We start from the raw sequence: 25,650 nt of genomic DNA, 5'->3' as shown, positions 1-25,650 counted from the left end.
TGGGCCTTATTCCATGTCCTTCAGCCAGTCCTTGTTCTTGAACCACTTGTCGTGAATACGATCGTAGGTCCCGTCATGCTTGATCTGGTGCAGGAAGTTGTTGATGAAGTTGATGCTGTCGTAGTCGCCTTTCTTCAGGCCGAAGGCCAGCGGCTCGTAGGTGAAGGGTTCTTCGAGGAACAGCAGCTTGCCCGCACCGGCCTTCTCCACGGCCACCACGTTGTAAGGCGCGTCATAGACAAAGGCATCAGCCTTGCCGTTGACCACATCCATCACCGCTTCCTGCTCGTTGTCGTAGCCGTGGTACTTGGCTTTGCCGATCAGCTTCTTGGAAACCATTTCACCAGTGGTACCGAGCTTGGAAGTCAGGCGGTACTTCTCGTTGTTCAGGTCCTTGTACGACTTGATCTCGCCCGCCAGCTCCTTGCGGATCAGCAGGGTCTGGCCAACCACGATGAAAGGTTCGCTGAAGTTCAGGCGCAGGTTGCGCTCCTGGGTCAGGGTCATGCCGCTGCCGATCATGTCGAACTTGTCGGTCAGCAGGGCCGGGATGATGCCGTCATAGGCGGTGGAGACCGGCTCGAACTTGACGCCCATGGACTTGGCCATGGCTTTGAGGATATCGACCTCGAAGCCGATGATTTCGCCACGCTTGTTGGTCATCTGGAACGGCATGTAGGTCGGGTCCATGCCCACCCGCAGGGTGCCGCGCTTGACCGCGTCATCGATGGCGCCGGCCTGGGCCGCTGTCACGGCGACCAGGGCGGTGACACCGACCAGCAGTCGCGAAAGGTATTTCTTGATCATCACCAAGTCCCCTAGCAAGAAAAGTAGCGAATCTTATTGTTGGCATGGCCCTGGCGGCCGATGCGTCATATCGAGGGGGATGCTAACGCATGGCGGCCCGGGGACCTAGAGCCGGGGGGGACTTTGTTGGCCAAAATAGAGGGAAGGCCATAAAAGCTTCGCGGGCACGCCCGCTCCCACAGGGATAGTGAAGTGCCCTGTGGGAGCGAGCGTGCCCGCGAAGAGGCCCGATCAGGCGCCGACGAGTGCCGGTTGGCCTTCATTCTCCGGGTGCAGCGGCAACAGCGGCGAATGCGGGTCGTTCTTGATCGACGCACGCCACACATCGATCCACGCCGCGTTGTGCTCGGCCCACACTTGCTCGTGCAGGCGGGTCAGCGCCACCGGGTCGCTGAGCAGGGCCAGGCGGGTATTGAGGTCCAGCCCTTTCGGCCCGACTTCGATCGCCTTGGCCACGCGCTCGGCACGCAGTGCCTCGATCGGTGCCGCCTGACCATGACGGGCAGTGGCCATGGCGCAAGCCAGGGCGTTCTGTCGCGGGTCGACCACAGCCCGCACGAAACCGTCATGCAGGGCATGCCAGCGGTTTTCGTGGGTGTACTGGTCGGTGGCCAGCAGCTCTTGCGGGGTGGCGTATTCCTCGGGGATGAGGAACAGCTTCTCGTCCTTGGCCGCCAGGCCCAGGCGGGTGCGGCTGGAGATCACCGAAACCGGGATCGACAGTACCAGCGAACCGACGATTGGCGCCAGCCACCACAGGAAGCTCGGGTTCAGCCAGGCCACCAGCGCCGCCCAGGCAATGCCCAGCAGGGTCTGCGGACCATGGCGGCGCACCGCTTCGCTCCACGGCGTGGAGTCGTCGTCACGCTGCGGCGAGTTCCAGGTCGCGGCCCAGCCGAGGAACGCGGCAAGTACGAAGCGGGTGTGGAAGATCATGCGCACCGGTGCCAGCAGCATGGAGAACAGCATCTCCATCAGCATCGACAGGGTGACCTTGATGCGCCCGCCAAACTCGGTCGCGCCCTTGGCCCAGATCAGGATGACACTGAGCAGCTTGGGCAGGAACAGCAGCACGATGGTGGTGGAGAACAGCGCCACGGCTTTTTCCGGGTGCCACTGCGGCCACAGCGGGTAGAGCTGGTACGGCTCGATGAAGTACTGCGGCTCCATCAGCGTGTTGGTCGCCAGCAGCGCGGTCGACAGCACCAGGAACAGGAACCACAGCGGCGCCGACAGGTACGACATCACCCCGGTGAGGAACACCGCACGGTGCACCGGGTGCATGCCCTTGACCAGGAACAGGCGGAAGTTCATCAGGTTGCCGTGGCACCAGCGGCGGTCGCGCTTGAGTTCGTCGAGCAGGTTCGGCGGCAGTTCTTCGTAGCTGCCAGGCAGGTCGTAGGCAATCCACACGCCCCAGCCGGCGCGGCGCATCAGCGCAGCTTCGACGAAGTCGTGGGAGAGGATTGCACCGGCGAACGCCCCCTTGCCCGGCAACGGCGCCAGGGCGCAGTGCTCGATGAACGGCTTCATGCGGATGATCGCGTTGTGGCCCCAGTAGTGCGACTCGCCCAGCTGCCAGAAGTGCAGGCCGGCGGTGAACAGCGGGCCGTACACGCGGGTGGCGAACTGCTGCAGGCGCGCATACAGGGTGTCCATACCCGAAGCCTTCGGCCCGGTCTGGATGATGCCGGCATCCGGGTTGGCTTCCATCAGGCGCACCAGGCTGCTCAGGCACTCGCCGCTCATTACGCTGTCGGCGTCGAGCACGACCATGTACTTGTATTCGCCGCCCCAACGACGGCAGAAGTCGTCGAGGTTGCCACTCTTGCGCTTCACCCGGCGTCGGCGGCGGCGGTAGAAGATGCGGCCAAAACCTTTGGTTTCGCGGCACACGTCCAGCCAGGCCTGCTGTTCGGCCACGGCGATGTCGGTGTCGTTGGTGTCGCTGAGCACGAAGAAGTCGAAGCGGTCGAGGTTGCCGCTGGCGGCCACCGACTCGAACGTTGCGCGCAGGCCGGCGAACACACGCGGCACGTCTTCGTTGCAGATCGGCATCACCAGCGCGGTACGCGCCTCGGGCGCGATCGGCTCGTTGCCTGCACTGCTACCCGAAATCTTGTATTTGTCACGCCCGGTCAGCAACTCGAGGAAGCCCATCAGCGCGGTCCAGAAGCCCGCCGATACCCAACAGAACAGGATACCGAACAGAACCAGGATGGACGTCTGCAAGGCATACGGCCAAACCTGCACCACGGTGTCCCACAGCGGCTGGTTGACGACTTCGTCAAAGTCCACGAACGACCAGCCCTGGTACGGCAGGATGCCTTTCATGTACCAGCCGGCAACAATGGTCTGGCCGATCATCAGCGCCAGCAGGATGTAACGGCGGATCGAGCCGACCGTGCGCCAGCGGGCCGGCGGCAGCTCGCGCTTGGGCGGCTGCGGGGCGTTGGTGCGGCCGGTCATGCGCCGCCACATGCGGATCAGCACGTTGGTGCGCCACGGCTCGGGCACGACTTTGGTGCGCTTGATCGGCGGGGCGATCTTCAGGCACAGCCGGCCGCTGCCGTCGACGCCAAGCATTTCGGCGTCTTCCAGCTCGGCGGCGCTGCCTACGGTCAGGCGCGGGCCCACCGAGGCCTGCACGGCCTCGGCAGAGCTGGCGGCCGGGTTGGCCGCCAGGCGTTGGTGCAGCTCACTGAATGACGTGCAGCTGGCGAGCTCCGCCCGTTGCTCGTCGCTCAGTGGTAGGTGGGCCAGGTACTCGCGAAGCGATTCCGGCCTTGCGCTTGAGTTACTCATCGGCAGGCAACTGATAGCTCCAGGTCTCGGTCAGCACCTTCTCGGTGGTGGCCGGGGTCCCGTTGGTGGGCGCCGCATCGGCGGCAGGTTGTTCGGCCTTGGCGGCTTTCTCGGCCTTGGCTTGCTTGGCTGCAGCCTTGTCCTGCTTGGTGTCCTTGGCAGGCTTGGCGGCTTCGACCGGCACGTCACGCACCAGCGCGGCACGCATTTCGGTCGACTTGTTGGCTTCCTTGACCTTCAAACGCAGGGTCAGGCGCCAGCCCTTGGTCTCAGGGTTATAGCGCAGGTTGTTCTCGACCACCTCGGCGTTGTCGCCCACGCTGATCTGGCTGCGCACGGCGGTGTCTTCCGGCAGGGCGGCCAGCGCCGGGCCGGCGAAGTCGACCAGGAAGGCCACGCTGCCGTCTGGCTGGCGGATCAGGTTGGACTGTTTGACGTCGCCGGTGGAGCGCAGGGTCTGCTTGACCCAGCCCAGCTCGGAGGCCTGGAACTTCGGCTCATCGATGGTCCAGTGCAGGCGATAGGCATACTCGAATGGCTTGCCTGGCTCAGGCAGCTTTTCCGGGCTCCAGAAGGCCACGATGTTGTCGTTGGTCTCGTCGGCAGTCGGGATTTCGACCAGGTCGACGGTGCCCTTGCCCCAGTCACCCTTAGGCTCGATCCAGGCGCTCGGACGCTTCTGGTAGTTGTCGTCGAGGTCTTCATAATCGCTGAAGGCGCGCTGGCGCTGCATCAGGCCGAAACCACGCGGGTTCTCGACGCTGAAGTTGCTCACGGCCAGGTGTTTCGGGTTGTTCAATGGGCGCCACAGCCACTCGCCGTTGCCGGCATGGATCGACAGGCCCTCGGAGTCGTGCAGGGCCGGGCGGTAGTTGAGGACCTTGGACGGCTGGTTGGGGCCGAACAGGTACATGCTGGTCAGCGGGGCAATGCCCAGGCGGCTGACATGGTCACGCAGGAACACGCGGGACTGCACATCGACCACGGTGTCGTTGCCAGGGCGCAGGGTCAGCTTGTAGGCACCGGTGGAGCGCGGCGAGTCCAGCAGAGCGTAGATCACCAGATGCTTGTCGGCGGGCTTGGGCTTCTCGACCCAGAATTCGGTGAAGCGCGGGAACTCTTCGCCCGACGGCAGCGCAGTGTCGATGGCCAGGCCACGGGCCGACAGGCCGTACACGTGGCCCTTACCGACCACGCGGAAGTAACTGGCGCCAAGCAGGGTCATGATCTCGTCCTGCTTGTCGGCCTTGTTGATCGGATACAGCACGCGGAAACCGGCGTAACCCAGGTTCTTGGTGGTTTCCGGATCGTGCGGCACGTCACCGAACTCGAAACGGCTCGGGTCGTACTTGATTTCCTCGACCTTGGTGGCGGTGACCTGGTTGATCTTCACCGGGGTGTCGAAGTGCATGCCCTGGTGATAGAACGACAGTTTGAACGGGGTCTTGTCATTGGCCCACTCGGCCTTTTCCTGCAGGAAGTGAATCTTCTGGTAGTCCGCGAACTTCATGTCGCGGAATACGGCCGGCAGGTTGCTTTTCGGTGCGTCGTACTTCTGGCCGGCCAGATCCTTTGCCTTGGCTGCAACATCGTCAAGATTGAATGCCCACAGCTGGCCCGCGCTCATCAGGCCGACCAGTGCCACACTGGCCATCAGGGCCTTGCGCAGCCCGGTTCCGGGGATTCTTGATGCTTTTTGGGGACTAACAATCACGAGCAACCCTCGCCGAAAACAGATCATGAAACCAACGGCCAGCGACAAATGCCGGGTTGGCGAGCACTGTTCGGACCCCGTGAGGGCGTAATGATTCCCCAAACGGATCCAGACAATACTCGAGTCAGAGTGAAACGAACCTGCGAACGCAGGTCCATGCAGCGCGCGATTATCCAGCAGGTCGCGTGACAACGCATCAGGCTGGAACAACTATTTATCGTACAAAACCCCTTGTTTTCCTATAAACAAGGGGTTTTTCGACCTCATATTTGTAACATAAAAGTCACGGGGCCATCATTGACCAGGTGCACCTGCATGTCTGCACCAAATTGGCCGCTGGCCACGTCGGTATGCCGGGCCTTCGCCTGCTGCAAAAGATAGTCGAACAACTCGGCGCCAAGGGCCGGTGGCGCAGCCGTCGAAAAGCTCGGGCGCATGCCGTTGCGGGTGTCTGCCGCCAGGGTGAACTGCGACACCAGCAACAAACCTCCCCCGACATCCTTGAGCGACAGGTTCATCTTGCCCTGTTCGTCGCTGAACACCCGGTAGTTCAACAGCTTGTGCAACAGTTTGTCGGCCTGCTCACGGGAATCTTCAGGTTCGACGGCCACCAGCACCAGCAACCCCTGGTCAATGGCACCCACCACCTCCCCCGCTACTTCCACCCGTGCGCCGCGCACACGTTGCAGCAGGCCCCTCATGCTTCTTCCAGGGGCAGGTCGAGCAGGCGCCGGGCCATCTGGTCGGCGGCGCGCACCAGGGCATCGGTGATGCCTGGCTCGGAAGCCGCGTGGCCAGCGTCACGGATCACCTTCAGTTCGCTGTTCGGCCAGGCCTGATGCAGCGCCCAGGCGTTGTCCAGCGGGCAGATCACATCATAGCGGCCATGCACGATCACCGCCGGCAGATGCGCGATTTTCGGCAGGTCGCGAATCAGCTGATCCGGCTCGAGGAAAGCATTGTTCATGAAGTAGTGGCATTCGATGCGGGCGATCGACAACGCGCGCTGCGGCTCGGAGAAGCGATCGACCACCAGCGGGTTGGGGCGCAGGGTGGCGGTACGGCCCTCCCAGGTGGACCAGGCCTTGGCCGCGTGCATCTGGGCGATCTGGTCGGTGCCGGTCAGGCGCTTGTGGAAGGCCGACACCAGGTCACCACGCTCTTCCGGCGGGATCGGCGCGATGTAATCCTGCCAGTAGTCGGGGAACAGGCGGCTGGCGCCTTCCTGGTAGAACCACTGGATTTCCTGTGGCCTGCACAGAAAGATGCCGCGCAGGATCAGGCCATGCACCCGCTCGGGGTGCGTCTGGGCGTAGGCCAGGGCCAGGGTGGAGCCCCATGAGCCACCAAACAGCACCCACTTGTCGATGCCAAGGTGCTCGCGAATACGCTCCAGGTCCTCGACCAGGTGCCAGGTGGTGTTGTTCTCCAGGCTCGCGTGCGGCGTGGAGCGGCCGCAGCCGCGCTGGTCGAAGGTGATGATGCGGTACAGCGTGGGGTCGAAGTAGCAGCGGCTCTGGGCATCGCAGCCTGCCCCTGGGCCACCGTGGATGAATACCACCGGCAGACCTTCTGGCGAGCCGCTTTCGTCGACATACAGCACATGCGGCGCTTCCACGGCCAGATCGTGCCGGGCGTAGGGTTTGATCTGCGGGTACAGGGTCTGCATTGCGCACTCCGTGTGAGGATTATTCGGCCGTGGGCCATCATAAACCTGAATTGCGCTTTCAGCACCGTCCTCTCTGACACGTCCGCTGCGCAGCGGCAGACATATCTACCTCCCACAGGCCAGACAACCCGCTGATAGTCCCTTGCCCTATCATGCGAGGCCGCAATATGCCAAACCCAGCGATTTCCCAACCTGGCGTTCATTACGCCACCATCGAACGCAAGATCCCCGCCTGGCTCAAGCTTGCAACGTCCGAAACCCATCGCGCGATGCGCAACTGGCAGCAGGCCCCCGCCTGGTTGCCGGCAGCCATCCAGCAGCAACCGGACGTCGCCAAGGCTTGGCAGGAAGAACATGCACGCCACCGCGAGCACCAGGCGCAGGTGCACAAACTGTTCGAACGGCTACCAGACCTGGAAACCTACGCCAGCGAAACGCTGACCAAGGCGATCAAGCAGCGCTTCGGGCTTGACCTGGACGTACGCAACACCTACCTGGTCGATGCCCGCCTGATCGACAGCCGTAACGCGATAGACAGCCGTCAGGCGATCGATCGGGCCACCCGTTCGCTGCTCCACTGCGCGCTGCACAACTTCGACCAGGCCGCCGCTGGGGAGCATGGCATGGATGCGCCTGACGCCTTGCTGAAAAAGTCGGTCATGCTCGATCACCGCCGCTTCATGGGCACGGTGCCGATCAGCAACACGCTAGACATCACCGCCGAAGCGTTTGCCGACTTGTGTCGCACCCTGGATATCGGCGGCAAGTACCATGAGCAGGTGCATGCCATCTACTACCCAGCGGGCATGCCGCGAGCAGACGCCGACCAAGCCGCACTGGCCGTCTATGAAACCTTGGGGCGCGCCGAGGTTTCGGCGTTCAGGCAATCGCTGCATTTCGCCCGGCTCAAGGGAGACATCAGCGAAACGCTGTACTCCGCCGCCCTTGCCGCGCCCCTTGACCAGCCGCCATCGGCCAACTCGCAAGTAACGTTCAGCTTGCTCGATTTGTGGGAGGCGGAACTGACCGGAGTCGTGCTCATCACCCTGCAGGCAGCCGATCATCAGGCGGTAGCCCTGTATATCCCGGAAGACGGTACGCTGCCGCTCAAAGAGTTCACCAGCCAGGAAGCCTTGCTAGCCGAGCTCGGCGAAAGGCTGCAGGCCGATATCCACTACCTGGACAAACACATCGGCGACCGCGATAAACCATCAGTCATCGCCCGTCTCAAAGATCGGCTCACGCCTCTGGGCTGGAGTACCCGAGGGATCCACGAGCCTGTTGCGGACCTGCATGCCGCCCTGTATCCGGTGGCAAAACCATTCAGCCATGCGTTCCAGGGCGTCATGGCCTTCCAGAAAACCCAGCGCCATGAACAGGATGTGCTGTTTCATGCCATACCAACCGAGATCGTTGACCGGCGCACCGCTCAGGCGCACCGGGAATTGATAGCGGGGCGCGTGCTGACCGCCCTGAACATCGCCGGGTTCTTTGTGCCTGGGCTGGGTGAGGCCATGCTGGCCGTGTGCGTGACTCAATTGGCCTTCGAGGTTTATGACGGCATAGAGGCCTGGGAAAACGACGAGCGCGACATTGCCTATGGCTACCTGGTCGATGTGGTCGAGAACGTGGCGCTGATGGCGGCGCTCAGCGCGACGGCCAAAGCCTTGAGGGGCCCAAAGGGCGGTGAAGCCGGCGCTGCCGTGGAGGGGCAGGAAACTGGCGCCAGCGATGATGAGGAAGCAGAAATAGAGCGTATTCCGGTGGAAACGCCATCATTCATCGAGGAACTGGAAGATGTGGAAACAGCCGATGGCCAGGTTCGCCTGTGGAAACCCGACCTGGCGCCCTATCAGAGCAGCGAGAGACTGCCCGAAGGCCTGGAAGCAGACGCGTTCGGCCTACGCCAGCACAACGGAAGGCACTGGCTGGTTGTGCAGGGCGAGCAGTACATCGTCGAGCAGGCCGCAGCCACCGGCGAGTATCGCCTGCAGCACCCGCAAAATCCTCGGCGCTATCAACCACCCGTACGGCACAATGGCGCCGGGGCCTGGTTGCTCGGAACGGATCGACCGCTGAGTTGGTCAGGCATGCAGTTGTTGCGTCGTATCGGCCACTTGAACGCGCATTTCGACGAGACGACCCTGCAACGCATCGTGGCCCTCAGCGGCAGCGATGAAGACCAACTGCGCCGGACCCTGGCGACGAACCAGCGGCTGCCAGCCTTGCTCGAGGATACCCTGCAACGCTTCAGGCTGGACGAACGCCTCCGCCTGCTACCCGATACCAGCACTCGCTCAGCCGAATTCCACAGGGCTTACAGCACCTTGCCGATTACCCTCGCAGCGGGCGCCGAAGCCCTCCAGCGGGTTTACCCCCAACTGCCGGCGGTGGTCGCCAACGAACTGGCACGCGCCGCCGGTACCAGCGAACTGCAGTTGCTCGACAGCGGCAAGGTGCCGCTGCGCCTCAGCGAAGAACTTCGTGTCTACCGGCAACAAATCCGTCTTGCCCGCGCCTACGAAGGGCTGTACCTGCCCTGCGTACCGAACTGGGACAGCGACCGACTGATCGTGCATACCCTGGCGCAGCTACCGGGCTGGCCCGCCGAAACCCGGGTGAGGTTGCTGCAGCGCCTGTCGTGGCCGGCTCAGGACTATGAGCTGGGCCCGCTGGACGGGTATCCGTACAAGACCATTACCCATGCCGAGGCAGGGTATATCGTTCACGACGATAGCCAGCCAGGTGCAGCCATCAGCCTATACCCAAGCCTCTACGCGGCCTTGTACAAGGCGCTGCCGGCAGCCATGACCGAAATGCAAATCGCCGACCAGCAGGCGCTCGAGCGCCTGGTCCAGGAAAGCCCGTTGCTACCCCGACCGGAACTGCGGGCACTTCTGGGCATGCAACCGGTGCGCCCCGGCTACCGCTCGCCCATGCGCCTGGCCGATGGTCGCCTGGGCTACCCGCTCAGTGGCGGCGGCGCGGCCGCACAAAGCGTTACCCGTCAACGCCTGCTCGAAGCCGTCGAAGCCACAGGGCTGGTCACGCATACCGGCCGCTCGGCAGACCAGATTCTGCTGGCACTCACCGGCACCGGCCGTACACCGCAGCAGATCCTCGAACACCTGCAAGCGTTGCTTGAACAACGCAACGAACTGCTAAGCCGGCTGGATGACTGGAGCGAAGCCATTTCCCCGGCAACCAATCAGGCAGCACGCGACTACGACAACCTGCGCAAAGCGATCCTGCAACATTGGTACGACGTCGCGCTGGATGAAAGCGCCGGGCATACCGCCGAGCTACGCATTACTCGCGTTCCTCTGGCCGACGTTCCTCTGACATTGCCCGACTTCTTCAATACCCGCGTGCGCAGCCTCAGCCTGGTCGACCTGCCTTCGGGCGCCCTGGCAGGCTGGGCGCAGAACGAGCGCCTGTTACAACGCCTGCTCAGGCAGATGCCACAGATCGAGTCCCTGGAAATCAGCCGGGCCTATGACCCCAGAGCCACACCATCGTCCTTCCTGTTCAGTATTCCTACCATTACCGAGGCCCTGCCCGGCTTGCAGCGGCTGACGTTTACCAACCAGAACATCGCGCTGTCCGAAAGCGATCTGGGCCTGCTGTCGGGGCTCGGCCAATTGCGCTACCTGGACTTGAGCGGCAATCGCGTGGCACAGAACAACAGCCCGACTTTCCACGAACTGTCCCTGGATTACCTGGGCCTTAACCAGATGCAGTTGTCCCAATGGCCCATCGGCATTGGCAGCGATGCCCTCGGGCGCATCGCCCACTTGTCCCTGCGCGACAACAACCTCAGGTCGTTGCCTTCGTTCCTGCTCAATGAAGCAGGCAGCATGGCCACCCCGCCGGTAATTTCGCTGCAGGGCAACAGCATCAATGAAAACGACCTGCAGCGCTTGCTGCTCAATGAGCGTATCGACATCTCCGGTATCAGCACCGACCAGTCTGCCGCACTCACCGAGCAGCTGACCCGTATCCGCAATGAGCGACAGCAGATGCGTGATGCTATCGATGGCTGGGCCCACGCCTCCAGCTCGAGCAACCCGCTGACCCAGGAAGCACTGGCGGACAGGCAGCGCATCGGAACTGCGATCAGTGATTTCTGGCAGCAGCAGGAGCGGGGGCAGCTGTACCTGCGGCTGCAACTCGAGGACGTGGCCATCGAGCATTTCCCCCGACGGCTTCCAGCGTTCTTCGGCGAGCGCGTACGGGCGCTGAGCCTGATCCGTCTGCGTGGCAGCGCTGCGCAACTCGATGAACTGTTACGGCGCTTTCCCAATGTCACCCGCTTGACCATCGATGGCCATCAGGCAGCGACCCCCGCACTGGCCTCTGCCCTTGCGCGCCTGCCGCAGCTCACTTTCCTGGAGTTTCGCAACATGGGCCTGGAAATCGACCAGTCCATGCTGGAAGTCTTCGCGGGGCTGGAACAGCTCACCTCGATAGACCTGTCCGGCAACCGTGTGGGGACCATCAACCAGGTGCCCGCACAGTTATCCCACAACCTGCAATCGCTGGCGCTGACCAACATGAACCTCCAGGCTTGGCCAAGCTGGTGTGACAGCCTGCTGCCCCTCGAGCTGCTGGACTTGAGCTCGAACAATATCAGCCAGTTGCCCGAGCACATCCTGTCGAACCTGAACAACCCGATGCCGATTTCGTCGATCGCGCTGTTCGACAATCCCTTACCACTCGATACCATCCTGCGCGTGCGGGCATTCTCGGACAGCCAGCACAGCTACTCCTTCGCCCTGGATATCCCAGGCAACCTGCAGTTGGTCGATTCCTCGAGCGAAGGCTCCCTGGATCACCCTCACTTCCCCCTGCTAGGCGACGATACGCCCAGGCTGGAGGACTGGATGCTCGGCAACGAGGCACAGAACGAGGCTTTGCAGGACTGCTGGGCACGCCTGGAGGGCAGCGACCTGTTGCGCTTGGTGGGCCGTTTGCACAATGCCGCTCCCTACGTCGATCCCAAAACCCGAACCACCTTCTGCGAGCGGGTGCGCCTGATTCTGGTAGCAGCAGTCAGCAACGAGATAGAACGCGCCACGATGGAGCAGATCGCCGTGGAAGCCTTGCCTGACCCTGTGACCCAAGTGGTGCCCACCTGCCATGATGGTGCACTGCAGATATTCAACAATATCGAACTGTACCTGATGAACCAGCGCCTGCTGATCGACGCTGGCGATACGCTGAAAGCGCTGCATCGACGCCTGTTGCAACTGTTCCGGATCAATCAGCTCGAGGAACTGGCCAAACACAGGACTGGCTCGGGTGACAAAGTCTCGGTGAGCCTGGCCTACCGTCGCGAACTGGCCAGGGAGCTGGACCTGCCGATTTCCGACAGCATGCGTTTCCGAGGTGCCGCGAACCTGGCGGCCGGTGAGCTGGCCAGCGTGCTGGAAAAGGTCCGCCAAAGCGAACTGAGCGATGCACTGGTCGACTATATGTTGGCGAATAGCGACTGGACCACGCGCCTGCGCGTCGAACATGCCGATCGTTTTGCCGAAATAGATACACGCTACCGCATGCGCGTGCTTGAACTGGCCAACAAGGACCACCCGCTTCAGGACGAGTTGAACCTGCAGCAAGGCCTGCTGGAAGACAAGCACCAGGAAGAGCGCGAGCTGCTGCGTGAACTTACCCTCGCGCAGATCAACCGCAACGCTGGCAACTGACGCCGGCTGACTGGCGACGCGCATACCCTGCATCGCGTCGCCGCTTTCAACCGCAGAAGGTTACCGCCCGTACCGCTCCGCGCCCCACGCCAGCAGTGCCTGCAACAGCCCCCTCAGTACCTGCTGCGTCGGCCGGGCCAGGTCTTCACGGTAGGTGAACGGCTCGGTTTCCTCCATGTAGGTGCTTTGCGCCAGCTCCAGCTGTACCGCATGAACATGGTTGGCCGGGTCGCCGTAATGGCGGGTGATATGCCCGCCCTTGAAACGCCCGTTGAGCACATGGCTATAGCCTTGCGCCTGGGCACATACCGCTTGCAACCGCTCGGCCAGTTCCGGATCGCAACTGGCGCCGTTGAAAGTGCCCAGGTTGAAATCCGGTAGCTTGCCGTCGAACAGGTGCGGGATCAGCGAGCGGATCGAATGGGCGTCCCACAGCAGGGCGTAGCCGAACTGTTCACGCAGCCGCGCCAGCTCGCGACGAATCGTGTCGTGGTAGGGTCGCCAGATCTGCTCCAGATACTGCTTGCGTACCTCGCCAGTCGGCTCCAGCCCGTGCTTGAACAATGGCTCGCCATCGAACAGCGTGGCCGGGTACAGGCCGGTGGTGGCCCCGGCGTACAGCGGCTTGTCGTCATCCGGGCGGTTCAGGTCGATGACGAAACGCGAATACTCCGCCGCCACCACACTGGCGCCCATGTCACGGGCAAAGTCATACAGCCGTGGAATATGCCAGTCGGTGTCCGGCAGGCTGCTCGCCCGGTCGACCAGGCCGTCTCGTACCGCCGGCGACAGTTTCAGGCCGGCATGCGGCATGCTGATCAGCAGCGGCAGGCGGCCCTGGTGAAAACTCAGTACCTTGTCCATCGTGCCTCACTCAGTTGGAAATCTCGTAGCCCTTGCGCACCACGCGCTTGGGCAGGTCGCCGCCCAGCCAGTAGGCAAGGTCAGCGGGGCGTTCGATCTGCCAGGCAACGAAGTCGGCGACCTTGCCCACTTCCAGCGAGCCGTGGCTGTCGCCCAGGCCCAGCGCCGTGGCGGCGTGCACGGTGACACCGGCCAGGGCTTCTTCCGGGGTCATGCGGAAACAGGTACAGCCCATGTTCAGCATCAGCCGCAGCGACAGCCCGGGCGAGGTGCCCGGGTTGAGGTCGCTGGCCAGGGCAATCTTCACGCCGTGACGGCGCAGTGCATCCATCGGCGGCAGCTGGGTTTCGCGCAGGAAGTAGAACGCGCCCGGCAGCAGCACGGCGACCGTGCCGGCTTTTGCCATGGCAATGACGTCGTCCTCGGTCATGAACTCCAGGTGGTCGGCCGACAGCGCCTGGTAGCGCGCCGCCAGGCTGGAACCGTGCAGCGACGACAGCTGTTCGGCGTGCAGCTTGACCGGCAGGCCCAGCTCGCGCGCCTTGATGAACAGCCGCTCGACCTGGGCCGGGGAAAACGCCAGGTGTTCGCAGAAGGCATCAACGGCGTCCACCAGGCCCTCGGCGGCCAACGCCGGCAGCATTTCGTCGCAAATGTGCGCGATATAGTCGTCGGCCCGGCCGGCGTACTCCGGCGGCAGGGCGTGGGCGGCCAGGCAGGTTGCACGCACCGCCAAAGGCAGTTCGTCGGCCAGGCGCCGGGCCACGCGCAGCATCTTGCGCTCATTGGCCAGGTCCAGGCCATAACCGGACTTGATTTCGAGGGTGGTCACGCCATCGCGCATCAGTGCCTGGACCCGCTGGCGAGCACTGGCGAACAACTCGTCCTCGCTGGCCGCGCGGGTGGCCCGCACGGTGCTGGCGATGCCACCGCCCTGTGCGGCAATTTCGGCATAGCTCACGCCCTGAAGGCGCTGCTCGAACTCACCGCTGCGGTTGCCGCCGAACACCGCGTGGGTGTGGCAGTCGATCAGCCCCGGGGTGACCCAGGCACCGCCCAGGTCCACCGTGCGCTCTGCCTCGACCGACGCCAGCTCGGTGCGCGGGCCGATCCATTCGATCAGCCCGTCACGGGTGACGATGGCCGCGTCCTCGATGGCCGAGTAACGGCCCTCGGCCATGGTTGCCACATGGCAGTGCTGCCAGACGGTTCTCATGCACAATCTCCTTTTACTAGCGGTGCAACTCGGCAGGCTCTGCTACCGGCTGGCCCTGCCCGGCGCGTGGCTTGCACCACAGCAGGTAGGACGCCACCAGGAACACCACCCAGACCACGCCGACAAACAATGCCGCCTGGGTATCCGGGAAGTAACCGAGCACGCCAAAGATGAACACCATGAAAGCAATGGCCATGGCCGGGCCGTAAGGCCAGAACGGTACCGGGAACTGCAGCTGGGCCACCTGTTCACGGCTCATGCTGCGGCGCATGGCAACTTGGGTGACGAGGATCATCAGCCACACCCACACGGTGGCGAAGGTGGCGATCGAGGCGATCAGCAGGAACACGTTCTCCGGGATCAGGTAGTTGAGCAGCACGCCGATCAGCAGCGCAGCGCCCATCACCACCACGGTCATCCACGGCACGCCATGTTTCGACAGCTTGCTGAAGCCGCGCGGGGCGTGGCCTTGCTGAGCGAGGCCGTACATCATGCGGCCGGCGCCGAAAATGTCGCTGTTAATGGCCGAGATCGCGGCGGAAATCACCACGATGTTCAGCACCGCGGCGGCGGAGCCGATGCCCAGATTGCTGAAAATCTGCACGAACGGGCTGCCCTGGCTGCCGATTTGCGGCCATGGGTACAGGCACATCAGCACGAACAGGGTGAGCACATAGAACAGCAGGATGCGCAGTGGAACGGCGTTGATCGCCTTGGGGATGACCCGCTGCGGGTCCTTGGCCTCACCGGCAGTGACGCCGATGATCTCGATGCCGCCGAAGGCGAACATCACCACGGCAAAGGAGGCGATCAGGCCACCCACGCCATTGGGCATGAAGCCACCATGGTCGAACAGGTTGCTGACACCCACGGCATGCCCGGTGCCTACCTGGCTGAAGCCGAAGGCCATGATGCCGAGGCCGGCCAGGATCATCGCCACGATGGCGCCGACCTTGAGCAGCGACAGCCAGAATTCCATTTCGCCAAAGACCTTGACGTTGCACAGGTTGAGGCCGCCGATCAGGAAGACGATGCCCAGCACCCAGATCCAGCGGGCCACTTCCGGGAACCAGAAGCCCATGTAGATACCGAAGGCGGTGACGTCGGCGATGGCGACAATGACCATCTCGAAGGCGTAGGTCCAGCCGAGGATAAAGCCTGCCATTGGGCCGAGATAGGTGCTGGCGTAGTGGCCGAACGAGCCGGCAACCGGGTTGTGCACAGCCATTTCGCCGAGGGCGCGCATGACCATGAACACCGCGGCGCCGCCGATCAGGTAAGCCAGCAGCACGGCCGGGCCGGCCATCTGAATGGCCGAGGCGGAGCCGTAGAACAGCCCGGTACCGATGGCGGAACCGAGGGCCATGAAGCGGATGTGGCGGGCACTTAGCCCGCGCTTGAGACCTTGAGCTTGTTGCATGTCACGTCCTTAAATTGTTTTTGTGGTCGTGAGATCGAGGGGGCTGCCTTGCAGCCCTTTCGCAGCACAAGGCTGCTCCTACAAGGGAGCGCGTCGCCTTGCCGGAGCAGCCTTGTGCTGCGAATGGGCCGCACGGCGGCCCCAGGGGGCGTTACAGGCTTGGCAGCACACCCGCCGGCAGCAGGCCAGTCAGGCTACCCTTGGCCAACAGTTCCACGGCCTTTTCGATGTCGGGCGCGAAGAAACGGTCACGATCGTAGTGCGGCACTTCGCTGCGCAGCGCCTGGCGCGCCTGCTCCAGCTTGGCCGAAGTCTTCAGGCCCTTGCGCAGGTCGAGGCCCTGGCAGGCGCCCAGCCACTCGATGGCCAGCACGCCACGGGTGTTTTCAGCCATTTCCCACAGGCGCTTGCCGGCAGCCGGGGCCATCGACACGTGGTCTTCCTGGTTGGCCGAGGTCGGCAGGCTGTCGACGCTGTGCGGGTGCGACAGAGCCTTGTTCTCGCTGGCCAGGGCAGCTGCGGTGACCTGGGCGATCATGAAGCCGGAGTTGACCCCGCCGTTCTCCACCAGGAACGGCGGCAGCTGGGACATGTGCTTGTCCATCATCAGCGAGATGCGGCGCTCGCTGAGCGAACCGATTTCGGCGATGGCCAAGGCGATGTTGTCGGCGGCCATGGCCACCGGCTCGGCGTGGAAGTTGCCACCGGAAATCACGTCACCTTCGGCCGCGAACACCAACGGGTTGTCCGACACGGCGTTGGCTTCGATGCCCAGTACCTCGGCAGCCTGGCGCAGCTGGGTCAGGCAGGCGCCCATGACCTGCGGCTGGCAGCGCAGCGAGTACGGGTCCTGGACCTTGTCGCAGTTCTTGTGCGACAGCGACACTTCGCTGGAGTCGCCCAGCAGGTCACGGAAGCAGGCAGCAGTGTCGATCTGGCCGCGCTGGCCACGCACTTCGTGGATGCGCGCATCGAACGGCGAGCGCGAGCCCAGTGCGGCTTCGACGCTCAGGCCACCGCAGGCGATGGCGGCGGCGTACAGGTCTTCACCCTGGAACAGGCCACGCAGGGCATAGGCGGTGGACGCCTGGGTACCGTTGAGCAGGGCCAGGCCCTCTTTGGCGGCCAGGGTCAGTGGCTCGAGGCCGGCGACAGCCAGGGCTTCGGTGGCCGGCAGCCACTGCCCTTTATAGCGGGCCTTGCCTTCACCCAGCAGCACCAGCGACATGTGCGCCAGCGGGGCGAGGTCGCCGGAAGCACCCACCGAGCCCTTCAGCGGGATGTGCGGGTAGACTTCGGCGTTGACCAGGGCGATCAGCGCGTCGATGACTTTGCGACGGATGCCGGAGAAGCCACGGCTGAGGCTGTTGATCTTCAGTACCATGATCAGCCGCACCAGGTCGTCATCCAGCGGCGCGCCGACACCGGCGGCGTGGGACAGCACCAGCGAGCGCTGCAGGTTTTCCAGGTCGTGGCTGGCGATGCGGGTCGAGGCCAGCAGGCCGAAACCGGTGTTGATGCCGTAGGCGGTACGGTCTTCGGCAATGATCTGTTCGACGCAGGCAACGCTGGCGTCGATGGCCGGCGCGGCGCTGGCGTCCAGTTGCAGGCGCACTGGCGCGGCGTGGATGGCGCGCAGCTGGGCCAGGGTCAGGGTGCCGGGCTTGAGGGTCAATTCGGTCACTTTACTACTCCAATCGCGTGGAGCCGCAGGCCCGTTTCTGGTGCCTGCGCGCCCCTTCTTGTTGTTCAGTATCACCCTTGTGGGGTGCGATCCAAAGCGTGGCGATCAGCCAGTGATCATTGGCAAGTCCAGGCCCTGCTCCTTGGCGCAATCGATGGCGATGTCGTAACCGGCATCGGCATGGCGCATTACACCGGTCCCCGGGTCGTTGGTCAGCACGCGGGCAATACGCTCGGCGGCTTCGTCGGTACCGTCGCAGACGATGACCATGCCCGAGTGCTGGGAGAAGCCCATGCCCACGCCACCACCGTGGTGCAGCGACACCCAGGTAGCGCCGCCGGCGGTGTTCAGCAGGGCGTTGAGCAGCGGCCAGTCGGAAACAGCGTCGGAGCCGTCGCGCATGGCTTCGGTTTCACGGTTGGGGCTGGACACCGAACCGGAGTCCAGGTGGTCGCGGCCGATGACGACCGGCGCCGACAGCTCGCCGCTGCGGACCATTTCGTTGAACGCCAGGCCCAGCTTGGCGCGCAGACCCAGACCCACCCAGCAGATACGTGCCGGCAGGCCCTGGAAGCTGATGCGCTCGCGGGCCATGTCCAGCCAGCGGTGCAGGTGAGCGTCGTCGGGGATCAGTTCCTTGACCTTGGCGTCGGTCTTGTAGATGTCCTCGGCATCACCGGACAGCGCCGCCCAGCGGAACGGGCCGATGCCACGGCAGAACAGCGGACGGATGTAGGCCGGTACGAAGCCCGGGAAGTCGAAGGCATTGGCCACGCCCTCTTCCTTGGCCATCTGGCGGATGTTGTTGCCGTAGTCGAAGGTCGGGATGCCCTGCTTCTGGAAGTCGAGCATGGCTTGAACGTGCACGGCCATCGATTGCTTGGCAGCCTTGACCACTGCAGCCGGTTCGGTCTGCGCACGGTCGCGGTATTGCTCCCAGGTCCAGCCGGCAGGCAGGTAGCCGTTCAGTGGGTCGTGGGCACTGGTCTGGTCGGTGACCATGTCCGGGCGCACGCCACGCTTGACCAGCTCTGGCAGGATTTCGGCAGCGTTGCCGTGCAGGGCAATGGAGATGGCTTTGCCTTCCGCGGTGTACCTGGCGATGCGTGCCAGCGCGTCGTCGAGGTCGGTTGCCTGCTCGTCGACGTAACGGGTTTCCAGGCGGAAGTCGATGCGGCTCTGCTGGCATTCGATGTTCAGCGAGCAGGCGCCGGCCAGGGTGGCGGCCAGTGGCTGGGCGCCACCCATGCCGCCCAGGCCGGCGGTGAGAACCCACTTGCCTTTCAGGCTGCCGCCGTAATGCTGGCGACCGGCTTCGACGAAGGTTTCGTAGGTGCCCTGGACGATGCCCTGGCTGCCGATGTAGATCCAGCTGCCTGCGGTCATCTGGCCGTACATGGCCAGGCCCTTGGCGTCCAGTTCGTTGAAGTGTTCCCAGTTGGCCCAGTGCGGCACCAGGTTGGAGTTGGCGATCAGCACGCGCGGGGCGTTGCTGTGGGTCTTGAACACGCCGACCGGCTTGCCCGATTGCACCAGCAAGGTTTCGTCGTCTTCCAGGCGGGTCAGGGTCTCGACGATCTTGTCGTAGCAGGCCCAGTTGCGCGCAGCGCGGCCGATGCCACCGTACACCACCAGTTCTTTCGGGTTTTCCGCGACCTGTGGATCGAGGTTGTTCATCAGCATGCGCAGTGGCGCTTCGGTCAGCCAGCTTTTGGCGGTCAGCTTGTTGCCACGTGGGGCACGGATTTCAACGTCACGGTATTTGTTGTTGTCGGTCACGGGAAAGGTCCTCTACGGTCGTCCGCGGGCGGGTATGTCGTGGTAGATATACAAACACACCTTTACTTGTATGTACAAGCATGGACAACCAAAATAATTGGACTGATCCGCTGAGCGGCAAAAAAAACCGGGGCCGCTGCGCGGCCCTTCGCGGGCTTGCCCGCTCCCACAGAGGGCTTCACAGCCTTCAAGGCTTGCGCTGTACCTGTGGGAGCGGGCCAGCCCGCGAAGGGCTGCGCAGCAGCCCCGGCTATGTCAACGTGTAACGAGTTCGATCAGGCAGCAGCGCCCCTGCACATCCAGCCCCAACAACTGGTCATTGCCTTCCAGCCGCAGGCAGTCATACAACCCCAACCGCTGCGTCTCGCGCCCGGCAATGTCCACCTCGACCTGATTGCTGGCCGCAAACAGCAACACCGTCGACGCCGAGCTGTACAAGCGGCTGGTACCATCGAACCACTGCAACCGCGCCCGATAGCGCTGCGGCGCATAGATCAGGTTGAAATCGCGGATCGCCCCGCCCAGCAGCTTGCAACTGACCTGGCTCTCGCCGCTGAAGGCAAAGGCATCGAACGGCAGCAACGGCCGGCTGGCCTGGCCGTCGACCAGCAGGCGCATGCCGTCGCCCTGCAGCACGGTGATGATCCGCTGGTAGCCGGCGAAGGTGGAAAAGCCGCCGGATTCCTCGATATCGGCAATCGACAGGCGCCAGCCAAAGCCGTCCAGGCCCTCGCCATTGTCGCGGGTAATCTCTTCGGTGAAACCGCCACCGTTCTTCCAAGGCATGCGCGGGTAGCCCTGCGCACGCAACAACTGCAACTGACTCATTTACTGAAACGTCCTTCCAGGCGATGACGGGAACCGGGGTGGATCAGCCGCGCGGCGGTCACCGGCTGGCGGCCGGACCAGGTGCGACGGCGGATCAGCAGGCAAGGCTCGCCCCGCTCGATCTGCAACAGGCGGCATTCTTCCGGCTCGGCCAGGATGGCCTCGACCACGTGTTCACCCTCGGTCAGCGGCGCCACCTGCGACAGGTAGGCGTAAGGCGTCTGCCGGGTGAAGTCTTGCTTGAGGTAGTCGGGGGCAATCGCCGCATTGACGTAGCGGTCCTCGATCTGCACCGGTACGCCGTTCTCGCAATGCACGATCAGCGAGTGGAACACCCGCTGGCCTTCGCGCATGTCCAGGGCCAGGGCCCGCTCGGAACCGGCGGTTTCCTCGGTGAGGATGATTACCTGGCAACTATGCTGGTGGCCACGCGCGGCAATTTCGTCGGCGATGTTGTTGACCTCGAACAACGCGGAACGGCCCTTGGGCTCGGCCACGAAGGTGCCGACCCCTTGCATGCGCACCAGCAGGCCCTCGGCGGTGAGTTCGCGCAGGGCGCGGTTGATGGTCATGCGGCTGAAGCCCAGCTCGCTGACCAGTTCGCTCTCCGAGGGTACCCGGTGATGCGGTGGCCAGCTGCCGTTGTCGATCTGCTGGACGATCATCTGTTTGACCCGGGCGTACAGCGGCGCCGGGCCCTCGCCCATCTGGGCAACCAGCGCGGAGACAGGAGGTGTCGGCACGGCGTTGGATCCTTGTGCAAATGGAATGAGCGGTAGCTTGCCGCAGTTTACCCGGCAGGCAAACGCCTGTATATGTATATACAAGTTAACAATAACAGGATTTTCACCGATGTCCGCCTACTTCGCCGAACGCGCCCTGTTACCCACGGGCTGGGCCAGCCATGTCCGCATCGAGGTCGCCAGCGATGGCCACGTGACCAGCATCGAACCGGATGCTTCGGCCGCAGGCGCCGAGCGGCTGGCCGGCCCGCTGCTGCCTGGCATGCCCAACCTGCACTCGCACGCCTTCCAGCGCGCCATGGCAGGGCTGGCGGAAGTCGCCGGCAACCCCAACGACAGCTTCTGGACCTGGCGTGACCTGATGTACCGCCTGGTTGGCCAGATCAGCCCGGAACAGCTGCAGGTGATCGCCCGCCAGCTGTACATCGAGATGCTCAAGGCCGGCTACACCTCCGTGGCCGAATTCCACTACGTGCACCACGACCAGGCGGGCAAGGCCTATGCCGACCCGGCCGAACTGTCCCGCCGCATCAGCGCAGCCGCAGCCGGCAGCGGCATTGGCCTGACCTTGCTGCCGGTGCTGTACAGCCACGCTGGCTTCGGCGGCCAGGCGCCAAATGACGGGCAACGGCGCTTCATCAACTCCACCGAACAGTACCTGCAACTGCAAGCGCAACTGGCCCCGCTGCTGGCCGCGCAACCGGCGCAGCAACTGGGCTTGTGCTTCCACTCGCTGCGGGCGGTGACGCCCGGGCAGATCGTCGAGGTGCTGGCCGCCAGCGACAAGCAATGCCCTGTGCATATCCACATCGCCGAGCAGCAGAAGGAAGTCGACGACTGCCTGGCCTGGAGCGGCCTGCGCCCGTTGCAGTGGCTGTACGAGCATGTCGACGTCGACCCGCGCTGGTGCCTGGTGCACGCTACCCATGCCGAGCCGGATGAAGTCACCGCCATGGCTCGCAGCGGCGCGGTAGCCGGGCTGTGCCTGACCACCGAGGCCAACCTCGGCGACGGGATTTTCCCGGCAGTGGACTACCTGGCGCAGGGTGGGCGGATGGGCATTGGTTCGGACAGCCATGTATCGCTGAGCGTGGTGGAGGAGCTGCGCTGGCTGGAATATGGCCAGCGGCTGCGCGACCAGCGGCGCAACCGCCTGTATCGCGGCGACCAGCCGATGGTCGGGCGCACGCTGTATGACGCTGCGCTGGCGGGCGGTGCGCAGGCGCTGGGGCAGGCGGTCGGTGAGCTGGCCGTAGGCAAGCGCGCGGACTGGCTGGTGCTCGACGGCCAGGACCCTTACATCGCCATGGCCGATGGCGATGCCATTCTCAACCGCTGGCTGTTTGCCGGGGGTGATCGCCAGGTGCGCGATGTAATGGTCAATGGGCAGTGGGTGGTGCGCCAGGGGCGGCATGCGCAGGAAGAGCAAAGCGCGCGGGCGTTTGCCGAGGTGTTGCGCCAGCTTTTGGGGTAAGTGTATCGGGGCTGCTTTGCAGCCCCAGAAAATTCAGTGCCTTTTGACGATCTGTTGGTCCGATGCGCGCCAGATCAAGCGGCTGGTGTCATAGCCCTGCTGCCGCGCCTTGGACATCAGGTTCTCGCGCTCCCAGGCAGGTAGCGTCGGCGTGCGCGACAGGATCCACAGGTGCTTGCGGTCCGGGCTGCCGACCACCGCCGTGCGGTAGCGATCATCCACGTACAGAATCCAGTACTCGCCCCTGGCCACGCCAGGTACCAGCTTGGTGAACCAGTTGTCGAACTCGACCCACAACTTGTCGGTGTGCCCCGGTTCCTGGATGTTCGCATGCCCTTCGGCACGCAGCCATTCGTCACCCATGGTGCGGCAGCGGTTGAGCACGCCGAGGCTACCATCGAGCCTGAGGTTGTAGTGCGCTTCGGACTGCTCGCAGCCGGTCTGATAGCGCATCGGCAGGCGCGCCAGCTCATACCACTTGCCCTGATAGCGCTTGAGGTCGATGTTGCCTGCAGTTTTCGGTGCCAGCGGGTCATGCACGGAGCCGGCACAACCGCCCAGCAGCAACGCCAGGCATACCCCCATCAGCAGATACAGACGTCTCATTTGAGACCCTGCCCTGAATACATCAGTACCTTGTCAGCCGCGTACTGCACGCTGATGAAGCTCTTCTCGTCCCCCCAGGTGCAGCTGCTCATGCCCAGTGCGCCAGAGCACTCGGTCGGCGTACCGAGCAGCTGCTCGACCTCGACCTTGTTCATACCGGCCTTGATCTTGGAATAGTTTTCCTGGTTGATCTTGCTGCAGGCAGTCAGGACGACGCACAGCGACAACAGGGCGAGGGAACGCAACGACATGAAGGACACTCCTGAAGAGGGGATACAGGCGAGTGGCCTGCAGTGACCTTCGACGAAAAAAAGCCTCCCAGGTTCCCTGCCCTACCCCCTTTGCGCCTACACCATTGGTCGGATGGCCACTACTGTGCGATTAATCACAAAGCATTAATCATCCGCCCAATAAAAAAGCCGCCCCTACACACTGCAGGAGCAGCCTTGTGCTGCGAAAGGGCCGGTAAGGTCAACAGGGATGCATGGGCCGCGAGGGCCTCTTCGCAGCGCAAGGCTGCTCCTGCAAAAAGCCGCCAGCGTGGCGTCAGAACCTGGACCCAGGCTCCAGCAAAAAATCCATCTCTTCGCTGGTGCTCGGCCGCTCCAGCACCAGATTGCGGTGCGGGAAGCGCCCGAACCGGGCAATCACCCGCTGGTGCTGCTTGGCATAGTCGAGGAAGCCTTCGAACAACCGGCGGTTGGCCTCAGGCTGCTCGTCCAGCAGCAGCTGGTAGCGTTCGACGCACAGGTTCTGCCAGTCCAGCACTTCGGCATGCTCCAGTACCAGCAGCACGAACACCCGCTGGATCGGCAGCAACTGGTAATCCCAGTGTTTCTGCAAACCCTGCATCGCCACCACCTGGGCACGCCGGTCGCCCTCGAAGGCGCGCGGCGTGTCGCGGTAGATCATGCGTGGCAGCTGGTCCAGCAGGAGCAGCAGACCCAGCCAGCCCTGCGGGCTTTGCTGCCACTCGTCAAGCCCACCCGCCAGGGCATGCTCGACCAGATCGCCAAACAGCGCCTGGGCCTCGGCGTCATGATGCTTGCCGAACCACAGCGTGCTCTTCTCGTCAGCCACGGCCTGGGGACTGGTGCCCCAACCGAACCACCACTCCAGCAACGGCTGCCAAGGTGCGAGCATGACTTACTCCTTGTGGTAGGCGGTAACGCGCTCGACCTCTTCCTTCGAGCCGAGGATTACCGACACTCGCTGGTGCAGGCTCTCCGGCTTGATGTCGAGGATGCGATCGTAACCGTTGGTGGAAGCGCCGCCAGCCTGTTCGATGATGAACGACATCGGGTTGGCTTCGTACATCAGGCGCAGCTTGCCCGGCTTGCTCGGTTCGCGGGCGTCACGTGGGTACATGAACAGGCCGCCACGGGTCAGGATGCGGTGCACGTCGGCCACCATCGAGGCGATCCAGCGCATGTTGTAGTTCTTTTTCAGCGGGCCGGTCTCGCCTGCCAGCAGTTCGCCCACGTAACGCTGAACCGGGGCTTCCCAGTGGCGCTGGTTGGACATGTTGATGGCGAACTCGGCAGTGCTTTCCGGCACGCGGATGTTTTCATGGGTGAGGACGAAGCTGCCCAGTTCGCGGTCCAGGGTGAAGCCCTTGACGCCGTTGCCCAGGGTCAGGATCAGCATGGTCTGCGGGCCATAGATGGCGTAACCGGCGGCGACCTGCTCGGTGCCTGGCTGCAGGAAGGCGTTTTCGTTCAGGGTTTCGTTCTGGCTCAGGTACTCGTTAGGGCAACGCAGTACCGAGAAGATGGTGCCGACCGACACGTTGACGTCGATGTTGGACGAGCCGTCCAGCGGGTCGAAGACCAGCAGGTAGGCGCCTTTCGGGTACTTGCCCGGGATCTGGTAGGCGTTGTCCATTTCTTCGGAAGCCATGCCGGCCAGGTGGCCGCCCCACTCGTTGGCTTCCAGCAGGATATCGTTGGAAATCACGTCCAGTTTCTTCTGGACTTCGCCCTGCACGTTTTCAGTGCCCATGCTGCCCAGTACACCGCCGAGGGCGCCTTTGGACACGTGATGGCTGATTTCCTTGCACGCACGCGCCACCACCTCGATCAGGAAGCGCAGATCGGCAGGGGTATTGTTGCTGCGGGTCTGCTCAATCAGATAGCGACTCAGGGTAACGCGGGACATGTATGGCTCCGAAAGGATTGGGGGGATAAAAAACCCACGCAGTTTACAGGGAGAGTTGCAGGCTAGCGAGTGATGAGACTCGCCACGGCTCTCAGACGGCACAATAGGTCGGTAGTTCAGCGCGCGCCAGGCCGGTGGTCTGGTTGTGGGCCCATTCGCGGGCACGCCCGCTCCCACAG

18 protein-coding genes are annotated in these 25,650 nt (G+C 63.6%); 2 read left to right on the top strand and 16 right to left on the bottom strand.

The features are described from left to right. Positions 1–6 precede the first annotated feature (6 nt). From CAF70_RS02415 to pip, 5 genes are all read right to left on the bottom strand, one after another. On the bottom strand, positions 7–804 hold the full coding sequence (locus CAF70_RS02415; protein WP_085621821.1) for a transporter substrate-binding domain-containing protein: 798 nt from the start codon (positions 802–804) through the stop codon (positions 7–9). Positions 805–1,038: 234 nt separating this feature from the next. After that, positions 1,039–3,612: a glucans biosynthesis glucosyltransferase MdoH gene (mdoH, locus tag CAF70_RS02410; protein WP_085621722.1), complete on the bottom strand. Its 2,574-nt coding sequence runs from the start codon at positions 3,610–3,612 to the stop codon at positions 1,039–1,041. Next, positions 3,605–5,266 (bottom strand): glucan biosynthesis protein G, encoded by a 1,662-nt coding sequence (locus CAF70_RS02405; RefSeq protein WP_085621721.1) that lies wholly within the window; start codon positions 5,264–5,266, stop codon positions 3,605–3,607. The genes mdoH and CAF70_RS02405 overlap by 8 nt, the downstream gene beginning before the upstream one ends. A gap of 323 nt (positions 5,267–5,589) precedes the next feature. Beyond that, on the bottom strand, positions 5,590–6,027 hold the full coding sequence (gene dtd / locus CAF70_RS02400; RefSeq protein ID WP_061304629.1) for a D-aminoacyl-tRNA deacylase: 438 nt from the start codon (positions 6,025–6,027) through the stop codon (positions 5,590–5,592). Beyond that, complete coding sequence (pip, locus tag CAF70_RS02395; RefSeq protein ID WP_085621720.1) at positions 6,024–6,995, bottom strand: prolyl aminopeptidase; 972 nt, start codon at positions 6,993–6,995, stop codon at positions 6,024–6,026. Before pip ends, dtd begins: the two co-directional genes overlap by 4 nt. A gap of 167 nt (positions 6,996–7,162) precedes the next feature. Here pip and CAF70_RS02390 point away from each other — a divergent pair, with 167 nt between their 5' ends. Beyond that, on the top strand, positions 7,163–12,700 hold the full coding sequence (locus tag CAF70_RS02390; RefSeq protein ID WP_256573237.1) for an NEL domain-containing protein: 5,538 nt from the start codon (positions 7,163–7,165) through the stop codon (positions 12,698–12,700). Between the two features lie 60 nt (positions 12,701–12,760). Here CAF70_RS02390 and hutG read toward each other — a convergent pair whose 3' ends face one another. The 7 genes from hutG to hutC all read right to left on the bottom strand — a co-directional run bounded on the left by hutG (position 12,761) and on the right by hutC (position 21,198). Beyond that, entirely contained in the window at positions 12,761–13,564 is an 804-nt protein-coding gene (hutG, locus tag CAF70_RS02385; protein WP_085621719.1) for an N-formylglutamate deformylase, read from the bottom strand. Positions 13,565–13,574: 10 nt separating this feature from the next. After that, entirely contained in the window at positions 13,575–14,780 is a 1,206-nt protein-coding gene (gene hutI / locus CAF70_RS02380; protein WP_085621718.1) for an imidazolonepropionase, read from the bottom strand. Positions 14,781–14,796: 16 nt separating this feature from the next. Beyond that, entirely contained in the window at positions 14,797–16,200 is a 1,404-nt protein-coding gene (locus CAF70_RS02375; protein ID WP_085621717.1) for an amino acid permease, read from the bottom strand. Between the two features lie 151 nt (positions 16,201–16,351). Continuing rightward, entirely contained in the window at positions 16,352–17,884 is a 1,533-nt protein-coding gene (gene hutH / locus CAF70_RS02370; protein ID WP_063912025.1) for a histidine ammonia-lyase, read from the bottom strand. Between the two features lie 105 nt (positions 17,885–17,989). Continuing rightward, complete coding sequence (hutU, locus tag CAF70_RS02365; protein WP_054884271.1) at positions 17,990–19,663, bottom strand: urocanate hydratase; 1,674 nt, start codon at positions 19,661–19,663, stop codon at positions 17,990–17,992. A gap of 255 nt (positions 19,664–19,918) precedes the next feature. Continuing rightward, on the bottom strand, positions 19,919–20,491 hold the full coding sequence (locus tag CAF70_RS02360) for a HutD family protein (protein ID WP_085621716.1): 573 nt from the start codon (positions 20,489–20,491) through the stop codon (positions 19,919–19,921). Continuing rightward, positions 20,488–21,198 (bottom strand): histidine utilization repressor, encoded by a 711-nt coding sequence (gene hutC / locus CAF70_RS02355; protein ID WP_178076340.1) that lies wholly within the window; start codon positions 21,196–21,198, stop codon positions 20,488–20,490. The genes CAF70_RS02360 and hutC overlap by 4 nt, the downstream gene beginning before the upstream one ends. 145 nt (positions 21,199–21,343) lie before the next feature. On the opposite strand from hutC, the gene CAF70_RS02350 reads away from it, so the two are divergent. Continuing rightward, on the top strand, positions 21,344–22,708 hold the full coding sequence (locus CAF70_RS02350; protein WP_085621714.1) for a formimidoylglutamate deiminase: 1,365 nt from the start codon (positions 21,344–21,346) through the stop codon (positions 22,706–22,708). Positions 22,709–22,741: 33 nt separating this feature from the next. Here the strand turns inward: CAF70_RS02350 and CAF70_RS02345 are convergent, their stop codons facing one another. From CAF70_RS02345 to CAF70_RS02330, 4 genes are all read right to left on the bottom strand, one after another. Continuing rightward, positions 22,742–23,314 carry a lipocalin family protein gene (locus CAF70_RS02345; RefSeq protein ID WP_085621713.1) on the bottom strand — a complete coding sequence of 191 codons (573 nt, stop codon included), beginning with the start codon at positions 23,312–23,314 and terminating at the stop codon, positions 22,742–22,744. Beyond that, a complete protein-coding gene (bamE, locus tag CAF70_RS02340) occupies positions 23,311–23,565 on the bottom strand; it encodes an outer membrane protein assembly factor BamE (protein WP_085599846.1) in 255 nt (84 codons plus the stop codon). Before bamE ends, CAF70_RS02345 begins: the two co-directional genes overlap by 4 nt. A 295-nt stretch (positions 23,566–23,860) precedes the next feature. Then, positions 23,861–24,457, bottom strand: a complete 597-nt coding sequence (locus tag CAF70_RS02335; protein ID WP_085621712.1) for a DUF924 family protein — start codon at positions 24,455–24,457, stop codon at positions 23,861–23,863. Positions 24,458–24,460: 3 nt separating this feature from the next. Then, on the bottom strand, positions 24,461–25,471 hold the full coding sequence (locus CAF70_RS02330) for a class 1 fructose-bisphosphatase (protein ID WP_085621711.1): 1,011 nt from the start codon (positions 25,469–25,471) through the stop codon (positions 24,461–24,463). Between the last annotated feature and the right edge of the window lie 179 nt (positions 25,472–25,650).

The sequence above is a fragment of the Pseudomonas sp. B19(2017) genome, assembly GCF_002113165.1.
Taxonomy (GTDB): domain Bacteria; phylum Pseudomonadota; class Gammaproteobacteria; order Pseudomonadales; family Pseudomonadaceae; genus Aquipseudomonas.
This window is presented reverse-complemented; position numbering and strand designations above follow the sequence as displayed.